Annotated in this window: 19 protein-coding genes and 2 pseudogenes; 7 read left to right on the top strand and 14 right to left on the bottom strand. The window is 59.2% G+C overall.

From position 1 onward, the window contains the following. Positions 1 to 27 precede the first annotated feature (27 nt). Both ACZ1HN_RS22460 and ACZ1HN_RS22465 read left to right on the top strand, forming a co-directional pair. Positions 28 to 858, top strand: coding sequence for a hypothetical protein (locus ACZ1HN_RS22460; RefSeq protein ID WP_472729099.1), 831 nt, complete (start codon positions 28 to 30; stop codon positions 856 to 858). 167 nt (positions 859 to 1,025) lie between these two features. Beyond that, the gene (locus ACZ1HN_RS22465) at positions 1,026 to 1,817 is read left to right on the top strand and encodes a hypothetical protein (RefSeq protein WP_472729100.1); all 792 of its coding nucleotides are present in this window, start codon (positions 1,026 to 1,028) and stop codon (positions 1,815 to 1,817) included. Positions 1,818 to 2,238: 421 nt separating this feature from the next. Here ACZ1HN_RS22465 and ACZ1HN_RS22470 read toward each other — a convergent pair whose 3' ends face one another. Continuing rightward, complete coding sequence (locus tag ACZ1HN_RS22470) at positions 2,239 to 2,733, bottom strand: Lrp/AsnC family transcriptional regulator (RefSeq protein ID WP_472729101.1); 495 nt, start codon at positions 2,731 to 2,733, stop codon at positions 2,239 to 2,241. 86 nt (positions 2,734 to 2,819) lie between these two features. Here ACZ1HN_RS22470 and ACZ1HN_RS22475 point away from each other — a divergent pair, with 86 nt between their 5' ends. Continuing rightward, positions 2,820 to 3,758 carry an EamA family transporter gene (locus tag ACZ1HN_RS22475; protein WP_472729102.1) on the top strand — a complete coding sequence of 313 codons (939 nt, stop codon included), beginning with the start codon at positions 2,820 to 2,822 and terminating at the stop codon, positions 3,756 to 3,758. A 59-nt stretch (positions 3,759 to 3,817) separates the two neighbouring features. Here ACZ1HN_RS22475 and ACZ1HN_RS22480 read toward each other — a convergent pair whose 3' ends face one another. From ACZ1HN_RS22480 to ACZ1HN_RS22490, 3 genes are all read right to left on the bottom strand, one after another. Next, positions 3,818 to 5,071 carry an NAD(P)/FAD-dependent oxidoreductase gene (locus ACZ1HN_RS22480; protein WP_472729103.1) on the bottom strand — a complete coding sequence of 418 codons (1,254 nt, stop codon included), beginning with the start codon at positions 5,069 to 5,071 and terminating at the stop codon, positions 3,818 to 3,820. Further along, the gene (locus ACZ1HN_RS22485; protein ID WP_472729104.1) at positions 5,058 to 7,271 is read right to left on the bottom strand and encodes a TRAP transporter permease; all 2,214 of its coding nucleotides are present in this window, start codon (positions 7,269 to 7,271) and stop codon (positions 5,058 to 5,060) included. Before ACZ1HN_RS22485 ends, ACZ1HN_RS22480 begins: the two co-directional genes overlap by 14 nt. 77 nt (positions 7,272 to 7,348) lie before the next feature. Beyond that, on the bottom strand, positions 7,349 to 8,359 hold the full coding sequence (locus ACZ1HN_RS22490; protein WP_472729105.1) for a TAXI family TRAP transporter solute-binding subunit: 1,011 nt from the start codon (positions 8,357 to 8,359) through the stop codon (positions 7,349 to 7,351). A 120-nt stretch (positions 8,360 to 8,479) separates the two neighbouring features. On the opposite strand from ACZ1HN_RS22490, the gene ACZ1HN_RS22495 reads away from it, so the two are divergent. Continuing rightward, a complete protein-coding gene (locus ACZ1HN_RS22495) occupies positions 8,480 to 9,427 on the top strand; it encodes a LysR family transcriptional regulator (RefSeq protein WP_472729106.1) in 948 nt (315 codons plus the stop codon). A 16-nt stretch (positions 9,428 to 9,443) separates the two neighbouring features. Here ACZ1HN_RS22495 and ACZ1HN_RS22500 read toward each other — a convergent pair whose 3' ends face one another. The 4 genes from ACZ1HN_RS22500 to ACZ1HN_RS22515 are packed head-to-tail and all read right to left on the bottom strand — an operon-like array spanning position 9,444 to position 12,371. Further along, on the bottom strand, positions 9,444 to 10,352 hold the full coding sequence (locus tag ACZ1HN_RS22500; protein WP_472729107.1) for an OmpA family protein: 909 nt from the start codon (positions 10,350 to 10,352) through the stop codon (positions 9,444 to 9,446). A 14-nt stretch (positions 10,353 to 10,366) separates the two neighbouring features. Next, positions 10,367 to 10,933, bottom strand: a complete 567-nt coding sequence (locus ACZ1HN_RS22505; RefSeq protein WP_299771123.1) for a peroxidase-related enzyme — start codon at positions 10,931 to 10,933, stop codon at positions 10,367 to 10,369. After that, positions 10,930 to 11,652 carry a GNAT family N-acetyltransferase gene (locus ACZ1HN_RS22510; RefSeq protein ID WP_472729108.1) on the bottom strand — a complete coding sequence of 241 codons (723 nt, stop codon included), beginning with the start codon at positions 11,650 to 11,652 and terminating at the stop codon, positions 10,930 to 10,932. Before ACZ1HN_RS22510 ends, ACZ1HN_RS22505 begins: the two co-directional genes overlap by 4 nt. Beyond that, positions 11,649 to 12,371 carry a competence/damage-inducible protein A gene (locus tag ACZ1HN_RS22515; RefSeq protein WP_472729109.1) on the bottom strand — a complete coding sequence of 241 codons (723 nt, stop codon included), beginning with the start codon at positions 12,369 to 12,371 and terminating at the stop codon, positions 11,649 to 11,651. The genes ACZ1HN_RS22510 and ACZ1HN_RS22515 overlap by 4 nt, the downstream gene beginning before the upstream one ends. Positions 12,372 to 12,431: 60 nt before the next feature. Between ACZ1HN_RS22515 and sfsA the strand changes: the two genes are divergently transcribed. Together sfsA and map are read left to right on the top strand one after the other, a co-directional pair. After that, entirely contained in the window at positions 12,432 to 13,136 is a 705-nt protein-coding gene (gene sfsA, locus ACZ1HN_RS22520; protein ID WP_472729110.1) for a DNA/RNA nuclease SfsA, read from the top strand. 50 nt (positions 13,137 to 13,186) lie between these two features. Continuing rightward, complete coding sequence (map, locus tag ACZ1HN_RS22525; protein WP_472729111.1) at positions 13,187 to 14,011, top strand: type I methionyl aminopeptidase; 825 nt, start codon at positions 13,187 to 13,189, stop codon at positions 14,009 to 14,011. A 136-nt stretch (positions 14,012 to 14,147) separates the two neighbouring features. On the opposite strand, the pseudogene rsmD reads toward map, so the two are convergent. After that, positions 14,148 to 14,692: pseudogene (gene rsmD, locus ACZ1HN_RS22530) on the bottom strand (16S rRNA (guanine(966)-N(2))-methyltransferase RsmD). After that, positions 14,689 to 15,888 (bottom strand): annotated as a pseudogene (locus ACZ1HN_RS22535) (NAD(P)/FAD-dependent oxidoreductase). The pseudogenes rsmD and ACZ1HN_RS22535 overlap by 4 nt, the downstream one beginning before the upstream one ends. Positions 15,889 to 15,974: 86 nt before the next feature. Between ACZ1HN_RS22535 and ACZ1HN_RS22540 the strand changes: the two are divergent. After that, a complete protein-coding gene (locus ACZ1HN_RS22540; protein ID WP_299771115.1) occupies positions 15,975 to 16,463 on the top strand; it encodes a peroxiredoxin in 489 nt (162 codons plus the stop codon). Between the two features lie 81 nt (positions 16,464 to 16,544). Here ACZ1HN_RS22540 and ACZ1HN_RS22545 read toward each other — a convergent pair whose 3' ends face one another. From ACZ1HN_RS22545 to ACZ1HN_RS22560, 4 genes are all read right to left on the bottom strand, one after another. After that, entirely contained in the window at positions 16,545 to 16,841 is a 297-nt protein-coding gene (locus tag ACZ1HN_RS22545; protein WP_299599986.1) for a 4a-hydroxytetrahydrobiopterin dehydratase, read from the bottom strand. After that, positions 16,838 to 18,025, bottom strand: a complete 1,188-nt coding sequence (locus ACZ1HN_RS22550) for a GNAT family N-acetyltransferase (RefSeq protein WP_472729112.1) — start codon at positions 18,023 to 18,025, stop codon at positions 16,838 to 16,840. Before ACZ1HN_RS22550 ends, ACZ1HN_RS22545 begins: the two co-directional genes overlap by 4 nt. Before the next feature lie 65 nt (positions 18,026 to 18,090). Next, positions 18,091 to 18,858, bottom strand: a complete 768-nt coding sequence (locus tag ACZ1HN_RS22555; protein WP_472729113.1) for a glycerophosphodiester phosphodiesterase family protein — start codon at positions 18,856 to 18,858, stop codon at positions 18,091 to 18,093. Further along, positions 18,855 to 19,313, bottom strand: a complete 459-nt coding sequence (locus tag ACZ1HN_RS22560) for a RidA family protein (RefSeq protein ID WP_472729114.1) — start codon at positions 19,311 to 19,313, stop codon at positions 18,855 to 18,857. Before ACZ1HN_RS22560 ends, ACZ1HN_RS22555 begins: the two co-directional genes overlap by 4 nt. Between the last annotated feature and the right edge of the window lie 15 nt (positions 19,314 to 19,328).

Genomic DNA, 19,328 nt, shown 5'->3' on the forward strand with positions numbered 1-19,328 from the left:
TAGAAATTTGGATGTGCGAGATCTACTTTGGAGAACAACACCCACAAATCCCTCCGCCAAATGGCGGTCATAAATGCTTGGTTTGATCCCGTAGAAGGGCAGTCAGGTAAGTATTCTCTCCATGCTAATGTTGCATTTCAGGAGGAACGCTTAGGATCAGAACCTGAGGCAAATGTACGATTTCGAATTTCACTGAAGAAATGTGAAGTGGTTATAGTCCTGTCCAGCAGTAAAGATCTATTCAAAGCTGACCCTCGGACTGTCGCTATGACGCCGCCAAAAGCTCCGATTACACAAGAGCGCAAACAGGCCAAAAAAGTGAAGGGCGGTATAAGTGGCGCGATAGGCATCTTCGGATCCAAGCCAAAGGTCGATCTAAACGTTTCGGGTGAGGCCGCGATTTCCAGCGATGCAACAAGCGCAGATACTCAAGTAATTCATGTAATGCATACGCTGCATGGCCAGTCGAAGGATGGATTTCATTGTTGGCGTGTGTCAGGCGACTATGAAGGCACACTGCAAGGGTCACTTTGGAACGCTGTTGAAGAACCTCGCTTCCAACTCATTGACAAGCGGGATGAACGGCTTCGCCAAAAAGATATTGAGCGAGGCTTACCACCAGTAGCCGCGATTGAGGTTAGATGTCTAAGGGAAGACCTTCACATTCGGGACATTAGGTTCAAAGACGACCAAGAGGAAAAGGCTGCTCGAAGGAGAAGTGGGCACGATATTCGTCTGAAAGCTGCAGAAAGCTATATCCGCACTGAGCTGCTAAACGAGGGTCTGAGGGTGGGTAATCTATCAGACGTGTTCTCTGAGATGACTGTGTCCGAAATGTTAGTGCCACTCCATGACTAAGTTGCTCCGTACAGTTGAGGATATCCTTAGTTCCGAGGTAACCAGCCTTGCCGAATTGGCCCGCTTGGCTGGCTTCTTACCACAAGAAATGTATGCCGGTGCTGATTTTGGGCGGCTTGATTTGAGTGGGCAAGACGTCAGTTTCTTGCCAGGCATAGGTGTTAACTATGAGGTCTTGTCGCGTAACAATAGAGCAGGAAGCTTTTCTTAGAAAAAATGATCGCGCGATCGAAGATAAGAGTGAACTATGGCGATCTATTGCTACGGCGCGGGCCCAGCATGTCCGTGACTTCATAGATCTCATCGAAAAGCATCCAGAACAATATTTTGACTCCCAAAAAAATGAGATTTTTTTGGTTCTGGAAAGAGTACTTCTAGAACCAATCCTCACAAATTCAGATGCCGCGCCATCCATGCAGCTCGGCCCCGACTACATTGGTGAGACGCTAGCAAATCTTTCGCGTCTTGAAAAGATGTCCCCAAAATCAGACTTCTTTTTCAAGTTATTTGAACTGTTTGGCCGCATTCAAGCACATGGCGCGCTTACAACCATCCAAGTAATAGACCATTTTTTGGGGGCACTTTTTGACGACGAGACTATAGCAGAAATACTGTCTCAATCCAAACCGAGTACGACTTTTCTACAGCTCTGGATTACCTCGTTACCAGAGTCGTCCGATAGACAAAGGCGCGCGTTTGCGATAGCAAAACGGATTGGGCTGAAAGCATCAGTTGTTGAGAAACTCTATGAATCTTTCACACTCACCTCTATTTTGGAGCTTCTAAGCATTTCCGGCGTCGAGTTTTCTCGAGGTCTCGAAGAAGAAATCCTTCGTGGTCTTTCTAGGAATGACATCAGGAACAGGCATGTAGAGAGCGTTTTGGAAGGCGAGTTTCATGAAAGGTTCAAGTACCGCGTAGCATGCGCAGGGCTTGCTTCTGGGAAAAAGAAATCTTGAAGAGATGCTCGTCGTTTATTCTGCGATCTCAAGAAGGCTTCGGAGGATTACTTCTTCAGGATGCGATTCTAAATACTCCCGATTTTGAAGGCGCGCGGTTGGCGGGAGCAAGGTTGCTTCACATGAATGAGAAACCTGCATTCCGACAAACGATCATTGACACTCTGTACGAGCGTGCGAAGACGGGTTCACAGCATCATGCGGTTACAAATATGGTGTCTCGTGAACTTCGTGAACGCGAAGGTCTAGTTCTTAGACCTTCGCAGTAGACACATGATATCATGACAGCATCATTTTCGTATCTGAAAAAGCGCATAAAGCCATTGAATGTTGTTTGTTTAATCAAGGTCCGCTTTGGGCTGGATCCAGTCAACTAACCAAAGCCGTCAAACGACCGCTCCGAGCCTAATCTGCACATCCATCAGGTTGCACCGAATGACAGCTCGTGGCGACACAGCTCGACCAACCGTTCTTCGACTGGCGAGGACTGTACTATGGACGAGTTGGTCGCTCCGAATGGCACGATCCGGTCGATGACCGCTTCCATTTCCGCCACGTCGCGGACGTGCGCGCGTGCAACGAAGCAATCCTCCCCGGAGACGCGATCACAGGCGACGATCTGAGGCGTATCCTGAATCGCCTCAATCATATTCTTCATCTCGCCCGGGAGAGGTCTTGCGCGGATCAGGAGCGTCAGGCCATAGCCAAGGTGGGCGGGGTCGATGCGCGCGCCATATCCAGTGATGATGCCCACATCCTCAAGACGCCGCACACGGTCCGCTACGCTGGGGGCGGAAAGGCCCACACGGCGGGACAGTTCTGCGCGGGGAATGCGCGCGTCTGCGCACAGCTCCCGCAGAATCGCGGCGTCGATGCTGTCGAGACCTGTTTCGCCAGATCGAAGGTTTTTGGGCATTTTTTCCTTCATTCCTGGGGGCATTTCTGCTGCTGACATATTTGGTCTCCATATCGCAGGCCGCTCTTACCTTGCAGCATGATATCATGTCGGACCGCATCCCAGCAAAACCCACCCTGACCAGCGCCCCGGGCGCCATGTCGCGCATGTCCGAGGCTGTTCCGCCCCATGCATGGTTCGGCGTCTCAGCCGTTTTCCACTATCTTGGCCCCGCCTTTGCGGTCCTGTTGTTTCCGGTCGTCGGGGTGCTGGGCGTCGCCTGGTTCCGCATCGCTTCGGCCGCCCTGATCTTTGCCCCCATCACGAAGCCATGGCACACCTTCAAGACATCGACGCCCCGCGAGCGCGTTCTTCTGCTCGCGCTTGGCGGTTGTCTTGCGGTGATGAACAGCTCTTTCTACCTGGCGCTCGACCGGCTGCCGATCTCGCTGGTCGCCGCCATCGAGTTCGTTGGCACGATCGGGATCGCACTCTGGGGTCTTCGCACCGGGCGAAACTGTCTTGCCTTCGCCTTTGCCATCATCGGTTTGGCCCTTCTGATCGACGTGCCGTCGCTTCTGGCGGTGGGCGGACCCGCCCTTACGTCTGACCTTCTGGGCTTGTTCTGGGCTGTGCTGAACGGCTCCCTGTTTGTTCTCTACATCATCCTCGGCCACAAGATTTCCGAAGGCGGCGCATCAGGCGGCGTGGAACGTCTGGGGGCCGCCATGACAGCGGCGTTCATCTTCGTCATGCCAATCGGGTTCTTGCAGGCGCTTGAGGCCTTCGGTGCGCCGTTACTGGTTTTGGTCGGGATCGGCGTTGGTATCTGTTCCTCGGTCATCCCGTATGTCTGCGACCAACTCGCCATGGCCCGCCTGCCCCGCGCCAGCTTCGCACTTTTGTTGGCCCTGTTGCCTGCGACCGCCACGATCATTGGCGTGATAGTGTTGCGGCAGATTCCGAGCGCCACCGACATGCTTGGTGTGGCTTTGGTTATGATCGGCGTTGCCGTCCATAAACCCGCCCCCTTGCAATCGCAGTAGCGGATAACACCAAATCGAATGGTAACTTTTGCCGGGATCGGAGACCGGGTTTGCGCGGTTCAGAAGCGATCCAGCGCGTAGGCGTCCAGTCTGATGTTCTGAGGTTCGTTGCAGACCGTCCTGGCGAGTATGTCACCGGACCTGGGAGCCATCATCAGCCCGTAATGCGAATGCCCAAAATTCACGAAAAGCCCTGGCTGATCCGTGACCGGCCCAAGTACGGGAAGGCTGTCTGGAAAGGATGGGCGTCGGCCCATCCAGAATGTTGTGTCATCCGTGCGCAAGTTCGGGAACGCGGTCGCGGCAACGTCAATCAATTGCTGTTTGCGTCGTTTCGTTGGTGGTGCGTCGACAGGTGCAAACTCGGCCTGACCGGCAACACGCACACCATTCTCCATGCTGCTGGCCACGAATTTCGCATCTACGTCCATAACTGAATTGTTGATCTCGATGCCGGGATCGCAGAACTCGACATGATAACCGCGCTCGGCCATCAGCGGAACGGACATGCCAAGATCGGCCAGGAGACCGGGGCTCCATGCGCCCAGACAAAGAACGACGCGCTCTGCGTGGACCGTTCCGTCATCGCACTGAACTTCCCAGTGGCGCGGGTCAGAGCGATGGATGCGCCTGGCCATTGTCCGTTTGTACGTGGCACCCATCTCGCGCGCTTTTTGCGCCAGGACCTGGCCCAGTCTACCCGGCGAACGCATACGCGCTTGTCCTTTTATCAGGATGGCGGCGCCAAAGTCCGGACCGAGTTCGGGTTCGATGTCTGCCAGTCGGTCCTTTCCAACAAGCTCCAGATCGGCCCCCATCTCGCTCCGAATAAGGTAGTCGATGGATTGAAGATTGGCGCGGCTGCCATCACGAAACGCATGTACATACATGCTGTCAGTAATCAGCCCCTCGTGCCCAGTTCCCGCCAAATGCCTTTGATACAGTTCGATGGATGGTCCGCAAAGATGGGACATAGCCTCGGCGCGGGCACGCACATTTTCTTCACGCCCACCGCGCAGGAAACTGAGGCCCCACGGGATCATTTTCAGCAGGGACCTTGGGTGGATGGACAAAGGTCGCCCGTAGCCAAACATGAGCTTTGGGATCGATTTCCAAGTGCCGGGCAGCGACTGCGGGATGATCGACCAGGGTGATACCACCCCTGCATTGCCCATCGAGGTTTCTTGGCCGGGCTCGCCCTTGTCAATCAGCGTGACCGGCACGCCCTTTTCAAGCAGCGACAGCGCTGTGCAGATACCGACAATGCCCGCGCCGAGGACAATGACAGGCGTTCTGTTGTCAGGCTGCGGCATTGGCGGTTCTTCGTGCGATGACCTGACTGATGATTGCTGGCGCAGCGATCAGAAGCGCGACCAAATCGGCCTGGAGGGACGGCGCGATGAACACGAGGCCAGCGATGGCAAGCAGAACACGGAAGACACCGCCCATCGGGGCAAGCCAGTAGCCCACGACCGCGGCCGACAAGGAGATGACACCTGCGATGCAGCTTGCGGCGGTATAGGTGAATTCCCATAGGTCGAAGCCAGTGGACGACACGAAAAGCAGCACGGGTGCATAGACGAATGCCATTGGCGCGACGACCTTTCCAAGGCCGAGTGTGAAGGCGCTGATCCCCGTTCGGAACGGGTTCGAGTTGGCGATGGCTGCGGCGGCGTAGGCCGAGGTGCAGACCGGCGGCGTAATCTCGGCCACCACCCCGTAGTAGAGCACGAACATGTGCGATGCGATCGGCGGGATGCCAAGCTGCGCCAGCGCCGGTTGGGCGACCGATACGAGCATGATGTAGAGCGCAGTTGTCGGCACGCCTGCACCCATCAGGATGCAGGCCAGTGCAATAAAGACGAGGCTAATGAAGAGGGTCAGGTCTTCGACAGTAAAAAGTTCATAAGCGCCGAACTGGAACAGCCAGATCAGGTCATTGCCAAGGTTGGTAGCCGCCTGGGTGACCATGAAGCCGATGCGGAAGCCGACACCCGTGGTGTTGATGACACCGATGACGATGCCCACCGCTGCCGAGGCTGCACCGACCGCAAGCGCATATTTTACGCCGGTCTCGAACGTGTCCGCCATTTCGGAGAGCGTGGTGCGATGTTGCGGATTGAGTGTCGCAAGGACCGCGCCGCCGATCAGGATGATCGACATGGTCAGGTCAAATCCGCCGCCCAAGTATTTCCAGGCGACGAAGGCGATGAAAGCGGCGGCGTAAACCAGTGTGATCGGCACTTTCATCCGGCTCATCCCGGCGATGATGGCCAACGAGATGCCGCAGAACGCCGACATATAGGGTGTGTAGCCCGAGAACAGCACGACCAGCAGCCCGACCAGCGGGACGATGTTGGCCCAGCCGTCACGCCAGACCGCGCCAAGCTGCGGCAGTGCGTCCTTGGTCAGACCCTTCAGCCCGAGGCGGCGGGCCATCAGGTGGACAACAGTAAAGACGCCGACATAGTGCAGCAAAGCAGGGAAGATCGCGGCGATGACGATGGTGGTGTAGGGCACCTCGAGAAACTCCGCCATGATAAAGGCCGCAGCCCCCATGATGGGTGGCGTGATCTGACCGCCCGCCGAGGCCGCAGCTTCGACGCCGCCCGCGAAATGGCCCGGATAGCCGAGGCGTTTCATGTTCGGGATGGTCAGCGCACCGGTTGAAACCGTGTTCGCGACCGATGAGCCCGAGATCGTGCCGAAGAAGGCCGAGGACACGACCGACACCTTCGCCGGACCGCCAGTGTAGCGGCCTGCGAGGATGGTGGCGTTGTCGATGAAGAGCTGCCCGAGGCCGGTACGTTGGGCGATCACGCCGAAGAGGACAAAGTGAAACACGATGGTCGACACGACCCAAAGCGTGACACCGAAAATGCCTTCTTGCGGGAAGTACATCGACGAAACGAACGTGTTGAACTTCACACCCGGGTGTTGGAGCAGGCCCGGAAAGACTGGTCCGAACAGCGCGTAGCAGATGAAAACGCTGATGATCAAAGGCAAGATCCAGCCCAGGGTGCGTCGCGCAATGTCGAGGACAAGCACGATCAGGATGCAGCCGAACAGCATGTCAAAGCCGTTCGGATTGCCCATCCGGAAGGTCATCTCCTCAACCCCCAGCCAGGCGACGCCGCGCCACGCAAAGCCGAGGTATAGCGCCGATGCGACGCCGAGGATCATCAGGATGATGTCAAGGTAAGGCACGCCGCCAAGGCGCAAGGTGCCGGTATTCAGATCAAATGAGGTCTTCGTTTTGATCAACGGATAGAAGGAATAGGTTAGAATAAAGAGACCCGATAGATGCCAGCCCATGTGCCAATAGTCCGGCGGGAGCGCGAAACCTGCGGTAAGGTAATGGTACACGGCAAAGGTGAGGGCGACGTAGCGAAGGAATTTGCCGAAGGCCGGTGAGACCGAGCGGGTCGCAGCACCTTCATCATATTTTTCTTCGATCGCCGCGAGCTCAGCTTCAGTCAACTCGCGCGCGTCTTCTGATCGCGGATCGCTCATGACGCGCCCTCCTCAGGTCGAATGTCGTTGATCAAGAAAGAAACGGACGGCCGTGGCCGCCCGTTTCTGTTGGGAGGTTACTGGAGAAGCCCAGCTTCCTTATAGAACTTCTCTGCACCGGCATGCAGCGGCACGCCCAGAGCGGCGATGCCATCAAGCGCCGTGTCCGGTGTAATCTGCTTGCCCTTCGCGTGACCGTTGTCCAGGAGCTTGCGCGTGTTGTCGTTCCACAGCGCAGCAGTGATGCCGTAAACAAGCTCTTCGGATAGGTCGGACGACACGACGAGAAGCGCTGACACCGCAGGCGTCTTCACCTCGTAGTCGATACCCTCGTATACGCCTGCCGGGATCATCGACGGGATGTAGGCCGGGATAACCTCGTTGATCTTGGCGAGGTCCTCTTCGGTGAAGGTGTGAAGCTCCATGCCCTTCGTTGTGGCCAGTTGAACCATCGCCGAGACGGGCCAGCCCGCTGCGTAGAAGTAGGCGTCCAGCTGACCGTCGGCGAGACGTTCAGCGGACTGCGAGTTGTTCAATTCGGCCTCGTCGTAATTGTCGCGGTTCAGGCCCCATTCGGCGAGCATCATCTCGACGGCGACCTGCGTGCCCGAACCGGCCTGCGCGATGCCGACGCGCTTGCCTTCGAGATCGGACAGCGACGAGATGCTTGCGCCCTCGGGCAGAACCAGATGGAGGTCTTCGGGATAGAGGTTCGCAACGATCCGCAGCTTTTCATGCGGCTTACCGTCGAACTTGCCCTCGCCCAGATACATCGAGCGCGTCACGTCGGCGGCGGCCATACCTGCCTCCAACTCGCCGTTCTGCACGGCGGTATTGTTGAAGACCGACGCCGTGGTCGACTGAGCAATTGCGATCAGGCCGGGCACGCCGCATTGGCCGCCTTCATCGCAGGGCCGCGATCCCGGAGGCGCTGAAATGCCGTTGGCAATGGTGCCCCCAATCGGGAAATAGGTGCCGCCCGCACTGCCAGTGCCGATCCGGAAAAATGTCGGGTCCTGTGCAAAGGCTGTGCCTGCACTCAACGTTGCAGCAACAGCAAAAGCCAAAAGTTTTGATGATTTGTTCATTATATACTCCCTGTGAACAGACTTCTGAAAGCGTGTCATGCGAAGAAGCGTAGACAGCCGAATAAATAAATTCCAATTTTATTAATCTGTGTTTTGATAGATTTAGCTTATACATCGACTATGAACTTTACCCAGATATCGACATTTCAAGCCGTCATGACATCCGCCTCGTTGTCCGACGCAGCAACCAAACTGGGCCGGACGCAGCCCGCAGTGAGCGCCGCAATAAAGGCGCTCGAAGATCAACTTGGACTGCAACTCTTTGAAAGACGAGGAAGAAAACTGATCCCGGTGCCGGAAGCCCAGTATCTTCTGACCGAGGCCGACGCAATTCTTTCGCAACTCAACCGCGTACGCCAGACCATGCGCAGTCTTTCAGACGGTCACAGCGGGACTCTGAAAGTGGCTGCCATGCCAGGCCCGGTCTCGCTGATCTTTCCGAAATTCATTGCTTCAAATGTAAGCGATACTGAAGGCATCTCCATCTCGATCCAGGCCCGAACGTCCAACCAGATCGCTGAACTCACGCGTGCGCAGTCCATCGATTTTGGCTTTGCCGATGCCGCAAACACCCAACCCGAGGAAAACCTGTATCGTTCAGTTGTCATAAGTGCGGACTGCCCTGTGGCCGTGCCGGAGAACCACCCGCTCGCGCGCAAATCCGAAATCAGTTTTGCGGACCTTAACGATCAACCACTGGGCACTTTGCCGCAATCGCATCGGCAGACCCAGGATCTTGCGAGCCGGTTCGCGGCTGAGAACTTGTCGCTGCGGGCAACGATTGAAAGCCAGACTTTCTTGCCAATCCTGCACTTCGTCACCGCGGGCCGATGCTGCACCGTGTTGGACCCGCTGTCGGTCTTTCTGATGAACGAGGATGCGCCGATGGTCGGGGGCATTGCAATTCGTCCGATGGCAGAGCCGATCAGGTACTACTATGCGATCTACTCTCCTCGCTATCGACCAATTTCGGTAATCGCCAGGAACCTGCTCGGGGCATGGCAAGCAGAAGTTATGAAACTGCTGGACAGCTCTGGGTTCAATCCACGATTTGAAGGTAAGGCTTAGCCCAGAGAGTGGCCCCTCAGTTTTCCTCCCCCACCACAATCACCTCAACCCGCCGGTTCGCTTCGCGCCCCGCTGCGGTGAGGTTGCTTGCCACCGGTGACAGATACCCCATGCCGCCTGCCTCGATCCGGTTTGGTGAGACATCATAGCGTTCGATCAGGCGATCCCGGACCGCGCTCGCCCGGGCGCGGGAAATGGCGATGTTCGCTTCAAGCCCGCCGACAGTATCCGTATGCCCGACGATGGCGATGCGCAGGTTGGGGCGGTTCTCCATCAGCTGGGCGATCTGTTCGAGCTCGGGCGCACGCCCTTCACCAAGGTCAGTGGTGCCAGTTGCGAAGTCGAGGCTGCGCAGAATGGCCGATCCGGACGCGAGAAGAGATTGACCCAGATTTGCGGTTGGAGCCACGGGGATGTCTGCAGTCGGGGATGGGGTCGTTGGTACGGCAGCCTCTTGCGCGCCCACCTGCACCACTTGCAGATACCCCGCATCAGGCGCCGTGCTGGCCAGCAGCCACACGGCATCCCCTGTGCGCGGATGGCGCGCGCTTAGGAAGTGATAAGCACGCACGTTCACATACATGTTGGGCGCGGGCAGCACATCAATTCCAAAGCGAAAATCAAAACCGCCGCATGCATTCGCGTCGCAATCGAGCAAAGTGTCATAGCCCGCATCGGCCAATTGCGCGCGCAGTGGGGCCAGGATTTGCAGGGGCGTCAGGCCTGGGGATGGAATGCGGTAGCTGCGCCGCTGCACGGGACCATCAATGCGTTCTGCTGCCACCTGCCCGTCCGCATAGGGCGCGGTGGCGACCGACACGCGATCCAACACGCTGTCGCGCGCAGCCGTCTGGCGGGCGTTTGAGGGCAGTTCAAGTTGCAGGGCAAGGGCAGGTCCCGCGAGTAGGCATACCAAAGCAGTCAAGCAGACCCGCATGTTCAACGCGCCTGCCCATGGTATTCGGGGTTCGGCCTCATAGCAGTAGCACTCGCCACGCGGTTGGACATGTTGAAGAAGGCCGCCACGTTGATCAGGTCCCAGATGTCACGATCACTTAGCCCGTGATCGCGCAAGACCTGTCTGTCCAGTTCCTCGATCCGGGCGGAGGCTACGGTGACCTTTTCCGCAAACTCCAGCATGGCGCGTTGGCGTGGCGTGACATCCGCTACACGCCAGTTCATCACCAGTTGTTCGCCCAGTTCCGGGTTTCCCGACAGTTGGCGCACCGCTGCTCCATGGGCCGTCAGGCAGTAGTAGCAGCGGTTCGTAGCACTGACGACGACAGCCACCATCTCGCGTTCGAGCTTTGACAGCCCGCTATCGGCCAGCATCAGGTCGTTGTAGAGCCCGGTAAAGGCATTCAGCTTGTCGATATCGAACGCATGCGCTTTCAACACATTCGGGACCATGCCCAGCTTGTCCATGCACACATCGAAATACTTTTGCGTGGCCTCGGGCAGGGGATCGACCATGGGCAGGTCGAGGGCGGTGGGCTGGTCTGTCATGTGTTCTCCGGCGCTGTCCGGTAATGATAGCCACAGACCTGTCGGAACCCCAACCCCCGATAAAGCGCATTGGCGGGACCATTCGCCGCTGTGGTCAGCACGGCGATCCGATCTGCGCCATTTTCCGCCGCCCAGAACGCCGCGCGCCGCATGATCCACTGCGCGACGCCCTGTCGGCGCTGGTGGGCCAGCACCTCAACGGCGTGCACCATGGCGATGCCATCGTGGATGGCTGCGAATGCGGTGCCCGCGGGTTTGTCCTTGTGCCGGGCGAGGATGGCCGTTTTCACCTTGGCCCGGTGCATCACGGCAAGGCGCGCGGGACCGATGCCACCTGCGGCCCAGATATCTTCCATGATCGCCAGCGGTTCCCAGATGGAGAAGGCGGTGACGCGCGGGATCGGGATGTCAGTCAGTATCGCAACGGGTGCAATGTAGCCATTGGTGGGGTCGACAATGGTGTAGCCGTGGGCATCGAGCAGATGATCAAGCGCGTCCTCATCCTGTCGCACCATGAAAAGCGGTGTCTGGCCAATGTCCCGCATCGCTATTTCAGCCGTGGCGAGGTCAGATTTGATTACCGGCCCTTCCGCCGTTGCCGCAGACACCCGTTTGCCGCCACCTTGACCATCGCAGATGGCCCACGGTCCGGCGCGCGTTATCTTTGCCGCAGGCCATGTACCATTAATGGCAGCGTAGAAGGCGGTCGCGTCCGTCATGCTGGGAAGTGGTCCGACAATGTGCTGAGGGCCGCGTCCACTTCGGCCCCGTCTGTGCCGCGAATGACAACATTGGCCCCAAAGCGCCCGTTCTGGATGAAGGGATATGACCCGATGCTGAGATCCGGATGGGCCGCCGCCAATTCGCCCAATGGACCCGCGATATCGCCCTCACCCCGCTCGATCCGCAGGGTTTTCGAAATGAGGGGCGCGCCGCCCGTCAGCGTGGGCAAGACAGAGGCAACCATGGCCTGAAACACGGATGGCACACCCGCCATGACATGGACGTTTTTGATCGTGAACCCCGGTGCGGCAGAGACCGGGTTGTCGATCAGGGTTGCCCCGTCAGGGATGCGCGCCATGCGCAGGCGCGCGGCGTTCAATTCAGTGCCGGATTTGGCGTAGTGTGTCACCAGGATCGCACGGGCATCGTCGCGGATGTCGATGGGCGTATCAAAGGCCGCCGCGATGCAGTTGGCGGTGATGTCATCATGGGTCGGACCGATGCCGCCGGACGTAAATACGGTGTCGTACGCGCCTGACAAGGCGCGGACCGCTGCAACAATCGCGTCTTGGTCATCGCTGACCACGCGCACTTCCTTCAGGTCGATGCCGTGTTCGGTCAATTGGCCTGCAAGATGGTGCATGTTGGCATCGCGGGTGCGGCCCGAGAGGATCTCGTCTCCGATCACCAGCATGGCGGCTGTGGGGTTCGGCATCTTGTGCTTCCTTCTTGACCCGTCTTGTTGAGCGGTCAGTCACGGTATAGGCCTGCCCCCATGCGCTTTCAAACCGAACTTGTGCCCGCCACCCTGATCCGCCGCTACAAACGCTTTCTGGCCGATTGTCGGTTGGAAGATGGGCGTGAAATTGTGGCCCATTGCGCCAATCCCGGCTCGATGACGGGGTTGGCAGAGCCAGGAATGCGGATCTGGTTGGAGCCCAATGACGACCCCAAGAAGAAGCTGAAATTCGGCTGGCGCTTGGTCGAACATGAGGGCGGGCATTTCACAGGCGTGGACACGTCGGTGCCGAACAAGGCCCTGCGCGCTGCTTTTGAGGCATGTGTTGTGCCGGGGTTCGAAGAGTACACGACCGTGCGACCCGAACAGAAATATGGTGAGGGCAGTCGGATCGACTTTCTGTTGCAGGGAAACGGGTTACCGGATGCCTATGTCGAGGTAAAGTCGGTCACTCTGTCCCGTCAGGGCGGTCTGGCCGAGTTTCCTGATTCCGTAACCGTACGCGGGGCCAAGCATTTGCATGAACTTTCCCGCATGTCGGACGCCGGGCATCGGGCGATTATGCTGTATCTGGTGCAACGCACCGATTGTGATCGCTTCACCCTCGCCAGCGATATCGATCCCGGCTATGCTGTAGCCTATGCGGCTGCGTCCGGGGCGGGGGTGGAAACCCTGTGTCTGGGCACCCATATTACGCCCGCGGGTGTGCAGGTAGGTGCGCCCTTGGCCGTGATCATCTGACCCACTGGCCCTTTTTGCCGCAGTGCAGTATGTTGTATTCGTCATCGCCGATGGAGCGCGTTTTGGACCATGATACCCGCGGCCGTCTGACCAAGGACGGCATTCGCATTTATGACCCTTCGGACTTTGCCGGGATGCACGCGGCAGGTCGGCTTGCGGCCGAGATTCTGGACGCGATGTCCGCCCTCGTGTTTCCGGGTCAGACCACAGGCGAGATTGACCGCATCATCACCAAGATGGTTGAAGACGCAGGCGCGAAGTCGGCCACCATCGGATACAAGGGCTATCAGCACGCCAGTTGCATCAGCGTGAACCACGTGGTTTGCCACGGCATTCCGGGCGACAAGGTGTTGAAAGATGGCGATATCCTGAACATCGACGTGACCGTGATCGTCGATGGCTGGTATGGCGACACATCCCGCATGTTCGTAGCCGGCAAACTGCCCCGCAAGGCCGAGCGGTTGATCGAGATCACCCATGACAGCCTGATGCGCGGAATTGAGGCCGTGAAACCGGGGAACACCTTTGGCGACATCGGCTATGCGATCCAGAGCTTTGTCGAGAGCCACCGCATGTCCGTCGTGCGCGATTTCTGCGGGCATGGGCTGGGCCGCGTGTTCCATGCGCCGCCCAACGTTTTGCACTATGGCCGTCCGGCAACGGGGGCCGTGTTGGAGCCGGGCATGTTCTTTACCATCGAACCGATGGTAAACCTTGGCCGCCCGGAGACCAAAACGCTGTCCGATGACTGGACCGCCGTGACCCGGGACAAGTCTCTCTCAGCCCAGTTCGAGCATTCGGTGGGTGTGACCGAGGATGGGTGCGAGATCTTTACCCTGTCGCCAGCAGGCACATTTCACCCGACCTATGGCTAAACACGGGGCGGACGACACGTCCGCCTTACCATCGGCGTAAGGGGCAGCTTGCTGCACCTGAGCGGCATCTGCATGGCGCGCTGAAGAACATCTGTAAGGCGTACCTGTGGTGCGCCGGGCGGAGGGCACCTCCGCCTTACTGCCCCTCAAGCAGCGTCACATATGTGCTGCCAAACCGGCGTTGATCCAGCAGCGCATAGCCTGCAGGCGCGGTCATCGGGGCACTTTCTTCCCAAACGATCACGGCCCCGGGCGCGCACCAGTCCCGAACCGCGTTCAACGCCTTCTCTCCCATCCCCTTGCCGTAGGGCGGATCGAGGAACACCAGATCGAACGGCGCGCCCGCCCAGGCCATGGGCCGCGTTGCATCGCCGCGCATCAGCTGCGCCTGATCGCCTGCGTCCAGCTTCTGGATGTTCTGCCCGATCAGCTTCTGACCGACCCAGCCATTTTCCACGAACACCGCAGCCTTCGCACCGCGTGACAGCGCTTCGAACCCCAAGGCACCTGTCCCAGCAAAGAGGTCCAGCACATGCCCCCCTCGATCACCCCGCGATGGGTGAGCATGGAAAAGAGGCTTTCGCGGACGCGGTCGGGTGTCGGACGCAGATGCGCGCCCGGATCGCCCTTGCCCACGGTGGCCAGGGGAACGCCGCGCCACTGGCCTGCGATGATCCTCACTTGAGCAGCGCCTTGAGGTCGCCTTCGGGGTCGGCGACCACGGCTGGGTCCGCCGTCTTGCCCGCCTCGATCAGCCGTTTGCCGATCATGTAGGCGCGCGGGTCGTTGGCCGCATCCACGGCCAGCAGCGTGTCACCCGCGTAGTACCAGAAGGATTTGGCCGCCCCACCGTCACGTGTCACAACCCGGTCGTACCCGGTGTTGAGCCCGGCGATTTGCAGTTTCACGTCATACTGATCGGACCAGAACCACGGACGGGCGACATAGTCCTTGCCTGCCCCCATGATGTTCTCAGCCACGCATTCGGCCTGATCAATGGCGTTCGGCACACTCTCAAGCCGGATGCGGTCATCGCGATAGGGGAAAGACGCGCAATCGCCCGCAGCCCAGACATGGGGCGCAGAGGTGCGGCCCCGGGCATCCGTGGCGATGCCATTGTCTATGGCAATCCCGGCCGCCTCCGCCAGGTCGCTGCCCGGGGAAATACCAACCCCCACGATCACAAGGTCCACATCCAGCGTGGTTCCGTCCGTCAACTCTGCCCCCGACACTGTCCCGTCGCCGATCAGCCGTGTCAGGCCGACGCCTTCGCGCAGGTCAACGCCGTGGCCCTTGTGCAGATCGCGGAAGTAGTCGCTGGTCTGGGGCGCCGCGACCCGTTGTAGGATGCGGTCCGCCATTTCGACCAGAACCACGTTCAGGCCAAGTTTGCGGCATACGGCCGCCGCCTCAAGCCCGATGTATCCGCCACCAACGATCAACGCCGTCTTACCCGCCTTGCACCAGGGCGCCATCGTATCCACGTCAGCAAGGTCACGTACGGTGAATACCCCGTCCAGATCCCCCCTATGGCGGCGGGCAGGCGGCGTGGGGTCGACCCGGTGGTCAGCACAAGATCAGTATACTCCAGCACCTCATCCCCAACCGTGACGGTCTGGGCGGTGGTATCGATGGCCGTTACGGTTTGCCCGGTCCGCAGATCGACAGTGTTGTCGGTATAGAAGCTGTCGGGCCTCAGGAACATCCGCTCCAGCGGCATGTCACCCAGAAGGTAGGCCTTGGACAGGGGGGCGCTGATAGGGCAAAGCGGGCTCGGACCCGATCAGCGTCACGCCCCCGTCGAACCCACCATTGCGCAGCTTGGCGACGCAAGACGACCCCGCCTGCCCTGCTCCGATCACCACTACATGGCTCATGTCATCCACCTTTACCCTCGCCCTTTGCCGTAGCGCAGCCTATATCGCAGAGGAAGACAGACGCAATTCCAAGAAAGGCGCAAACAATGGCAATTTCTGTAGGCGACACGCTGCCCGACGCGACACTTGTTCACTTGGGTGATGAAGGCCCCGAACAGGTTAAACTGAGCGACAAGACCAAGGGCCGCAAGGTTGTGATCTTTGCCCTGCCCGGCGCCTATACCGGCACCTGCAGCACCGCACATGTGCCCAGCTTTATCCGGACCAAGGATGGCTTTGCCAACAAGGGTGTGGACGAGGTGATTTGTGTTTCGGTCAACGACCCCTTCGTCATGGGCGCCTGGGGCGAGGCGACAGGTGCCACCAAGGCGGGCATCACCATGCTGGGTGATCCTGATGCGACCTTCACCAAGGCGATGGGCCGTGCGTTCACGGCCCCACCTGTGGGACTCTATGACCGTTCGACCCGCTACGCGATGGTTGTCGAAGACGGCAAAGTGACCGTTCTGCAGGAAGAAGAGAATCCCGGCGTCTGCGACGTATCCGGCGGTGAGGCTCTGCTGGACGCGATCTGAGCCCGCGCAAAATCAATATGACGCAAAAGGCCCCCGATCCGGGGGCCTTTTTTCATTTGGATCACATTGGCCTCGCCCGCGCTACTCGACCAAGCTGTCCAGTTTGCGCGCCAGTTTCACGTCAAGCGGGCTCAGCCCACCCACGTCATGCGTGGTCAGGGTTACCTCGACCCGCTTGTAGACATTGAACCACTCCGGGTGGTGATCCCACTTTTCCGCCCAGATGGCCGCGCGGGTCATCCATCCGAACGCATCCACAAAATCAGCGAATTCAAAGGTCTTGTGGATCGCATCGCGCCCGTCGGTTACGGCCCATCCGGTGGCAAGCAACGGGTCCAGAAGCGTGCTCCGCGTCTCATCGCTCAGCTTTTCCATCATTCCTGTTCCTCGATCTGGACCTTTTTGAAAGGTCCGTAGTCCGTGAGGATTTCGATCTCCTCTTCCACCGCCTCACGTTCGGCTTCGAGGTAGCGGGCCACCGCGTCGGCAAAGCCCGGATCACCCAACCAGTGCAGGCTGTGGGTCTGCGTCGGCAAGTAGCCCCGTGCCAGCTTGTGTTCGCCCTGTGCCCCTGCCTCGACCCGGCTCAGCCCGTGTTGGATGGCGATGTCGATGGCCTGATAGTAGCACAGCTCAAAATGTAAGCAGGGGTGATGCTCGATACATCCCCAATAGCGGCCAAAGAGTGCCTGAGCGCCAAAAAAATTGAGTGCGCCCGCAACATAGCGCCCGTCACGTTCGGCCAGCACCAGCGCCATGTCATCGGCCAACGTCTCCTGCGCGATGTCAAAGAAGCGGCGGGTCAGGTAAGGCGTGCCCCACTTGCGCGCGCCGGTGTCCTGGTAGAAGTGCCAGAACGCATCCCAGTGTTCAGGCCGCAGGTCATCACCCGTCAGCACGTGGATGGTGCCGCCGAACTCCTGCGCCCGCTGCCGCTCCTTGCGGATGTTCTTGCGCTTGCGACTGGAGAGCGAGGCGAGGAAATCGTCGAACGTGTCGTAGCCGTCGTTCAGCCAGTGGAATTGCTGCGTGGTCCGTGCCATCAGACCAAGGTCAGCCCCGAAATCCCGCTCGGTTTCCGTGCAAAAAGTCACGTGCAGCGAGCTGAGATTGTTGTTTTCCCCCAGTTGCACCGCGCCCGAGATTAGCCCGCGCATCCCCAGTTCGGGAAAGTCCGGGTGGGTCAGGAACCTCCGACCCGTTGCGGGTGTGTGGGGTACTGCGATTTGCAGCTTGGGATAGTACCGCCCACCGGCCCGTTCGAACGCGTGTGCCCAGTTGTGGTCAAAGATGTATTCGCCCTGGCTGTGGCTTTTGGCGTACATGGGTGCAAAGCCGATGGTCTGCCCTGCCGCCATGGCCTGCAGGTATTGCGGTTGCCAGCCTGTGCCGGGCCCGACCGAGTTGCTGTCTTCCAGTGCTTTGAGAAAGCGGTACGTGGTGAAAGGGTCGTTTGGCCTGCCCCCGTTTGCTGCCTCGGGGCAGGCGCAGGCATCCCATTCCGTTTCCGAGACGGCGGACAGGCTGGGCAACACACGGATTTCAATCTCTTGTTCGGACACGTGAGTCTTTCCTGGGGCCTTCCCCTGCACTTCGACCACTGAATGTGTGCCGCGCGCGGCGCGGTTCAACCGGGATGCGGGGCGAGGTAGCCTTCAAAGGTCACATTTTGTGCGACCTCGCGCGCTTGTGCTTCTTCCGCGAGCGACCGGATAGTCCAACAGAGGATATTGGCACCGGCATCTTTCAAGTCTGCGACACGTTGGCGGGCTAGGTCTGCCGCCTCGTGGCTGATGAAGGACGCGCCGACCCGGTCAAAATCCGGGATGCCGCGCAGGTGATCGCGTGTCGCTGCGTTGAGCGGCCAGTCTTCTGCGGTGTAGGCGCTGGTGACCAATCCGCGCGGGATGTCCGGGCACAGCGTGGCCATGCGCGCCACGCTGTGCGGGTTGAAGGACATGAGGGCGACGGGTCCATCATAGCCATTCAATGCGGCAGCCGTTGCCTGCTCCAGCGGGCCAATGTCGTCGCCCATTGCGCCGTCCTGATCCTTGATCTCGATCAGCAATGGGACTTGGCCGGCCACGATCTCAAGCACTTTGGGCAGGGTTGGGATGCCCTCATCACCGCCTTTCAGCGGTGTCTGCGCAAGTGTCCCCGCGGGGACAACGCGCACTGGTCCTGTCCCTTCGGCCAGACGATCGAGCGCATAGTCGTGAAACACTATGGCCTGATTGTCGGCGCTGAGCTGCACGTCAATTTCGATCCCGTAGCCATGGTCGATGGCCGCGCGAATGGCGGCGCGGCTGTTTTCAGGGCGGCCATCTGTGACATCGTGCAGGGCGCGGTGCGCCAGTGGTGCACCTAGGAATGCATCAGGCAAACGAGGGATCATTTGATCTGAAAGATACCTTCGATCTCGACCGCCACGCCCAGCGGGAGAGCCGCGGCAGAGACAGCAGAACGGCTGTGGCGACCTGCATCACCCAGCGCTTCGACCAGGAAGTCCGACGCACCGTTGATGACTTTAGGCTGGTCCGTGAAATCGGCTGTCGAATTGACGAAGCCGGTCAACTTGATCACGCGCACAAGCCGGTCGATATCGCCACCGCAAGCTGCCTTGACCTGTGCCAGGAGGCTGATGGCGCAGGTTTTTGCTGCTGCCGCCCCGGCCTCTACTTCCATGTCGGCACCGAGCTTGCCCACGATCAGGCCATCCGGTCCGTTCGAGATCTGACCAGAGACATAGACGATGTCGCCCACCTGCACGAACGGCACGTAGTTGGCAGCGGGTGCAGGGGCGTCTGGTAGGGTCACGCCCAGCTCGGACAAGCGGGATTCGATGGACATGGGATGTCTCCTTTG

The organism is Tateyamaria sp. GN1-10, from assembly GCF_055693845.1.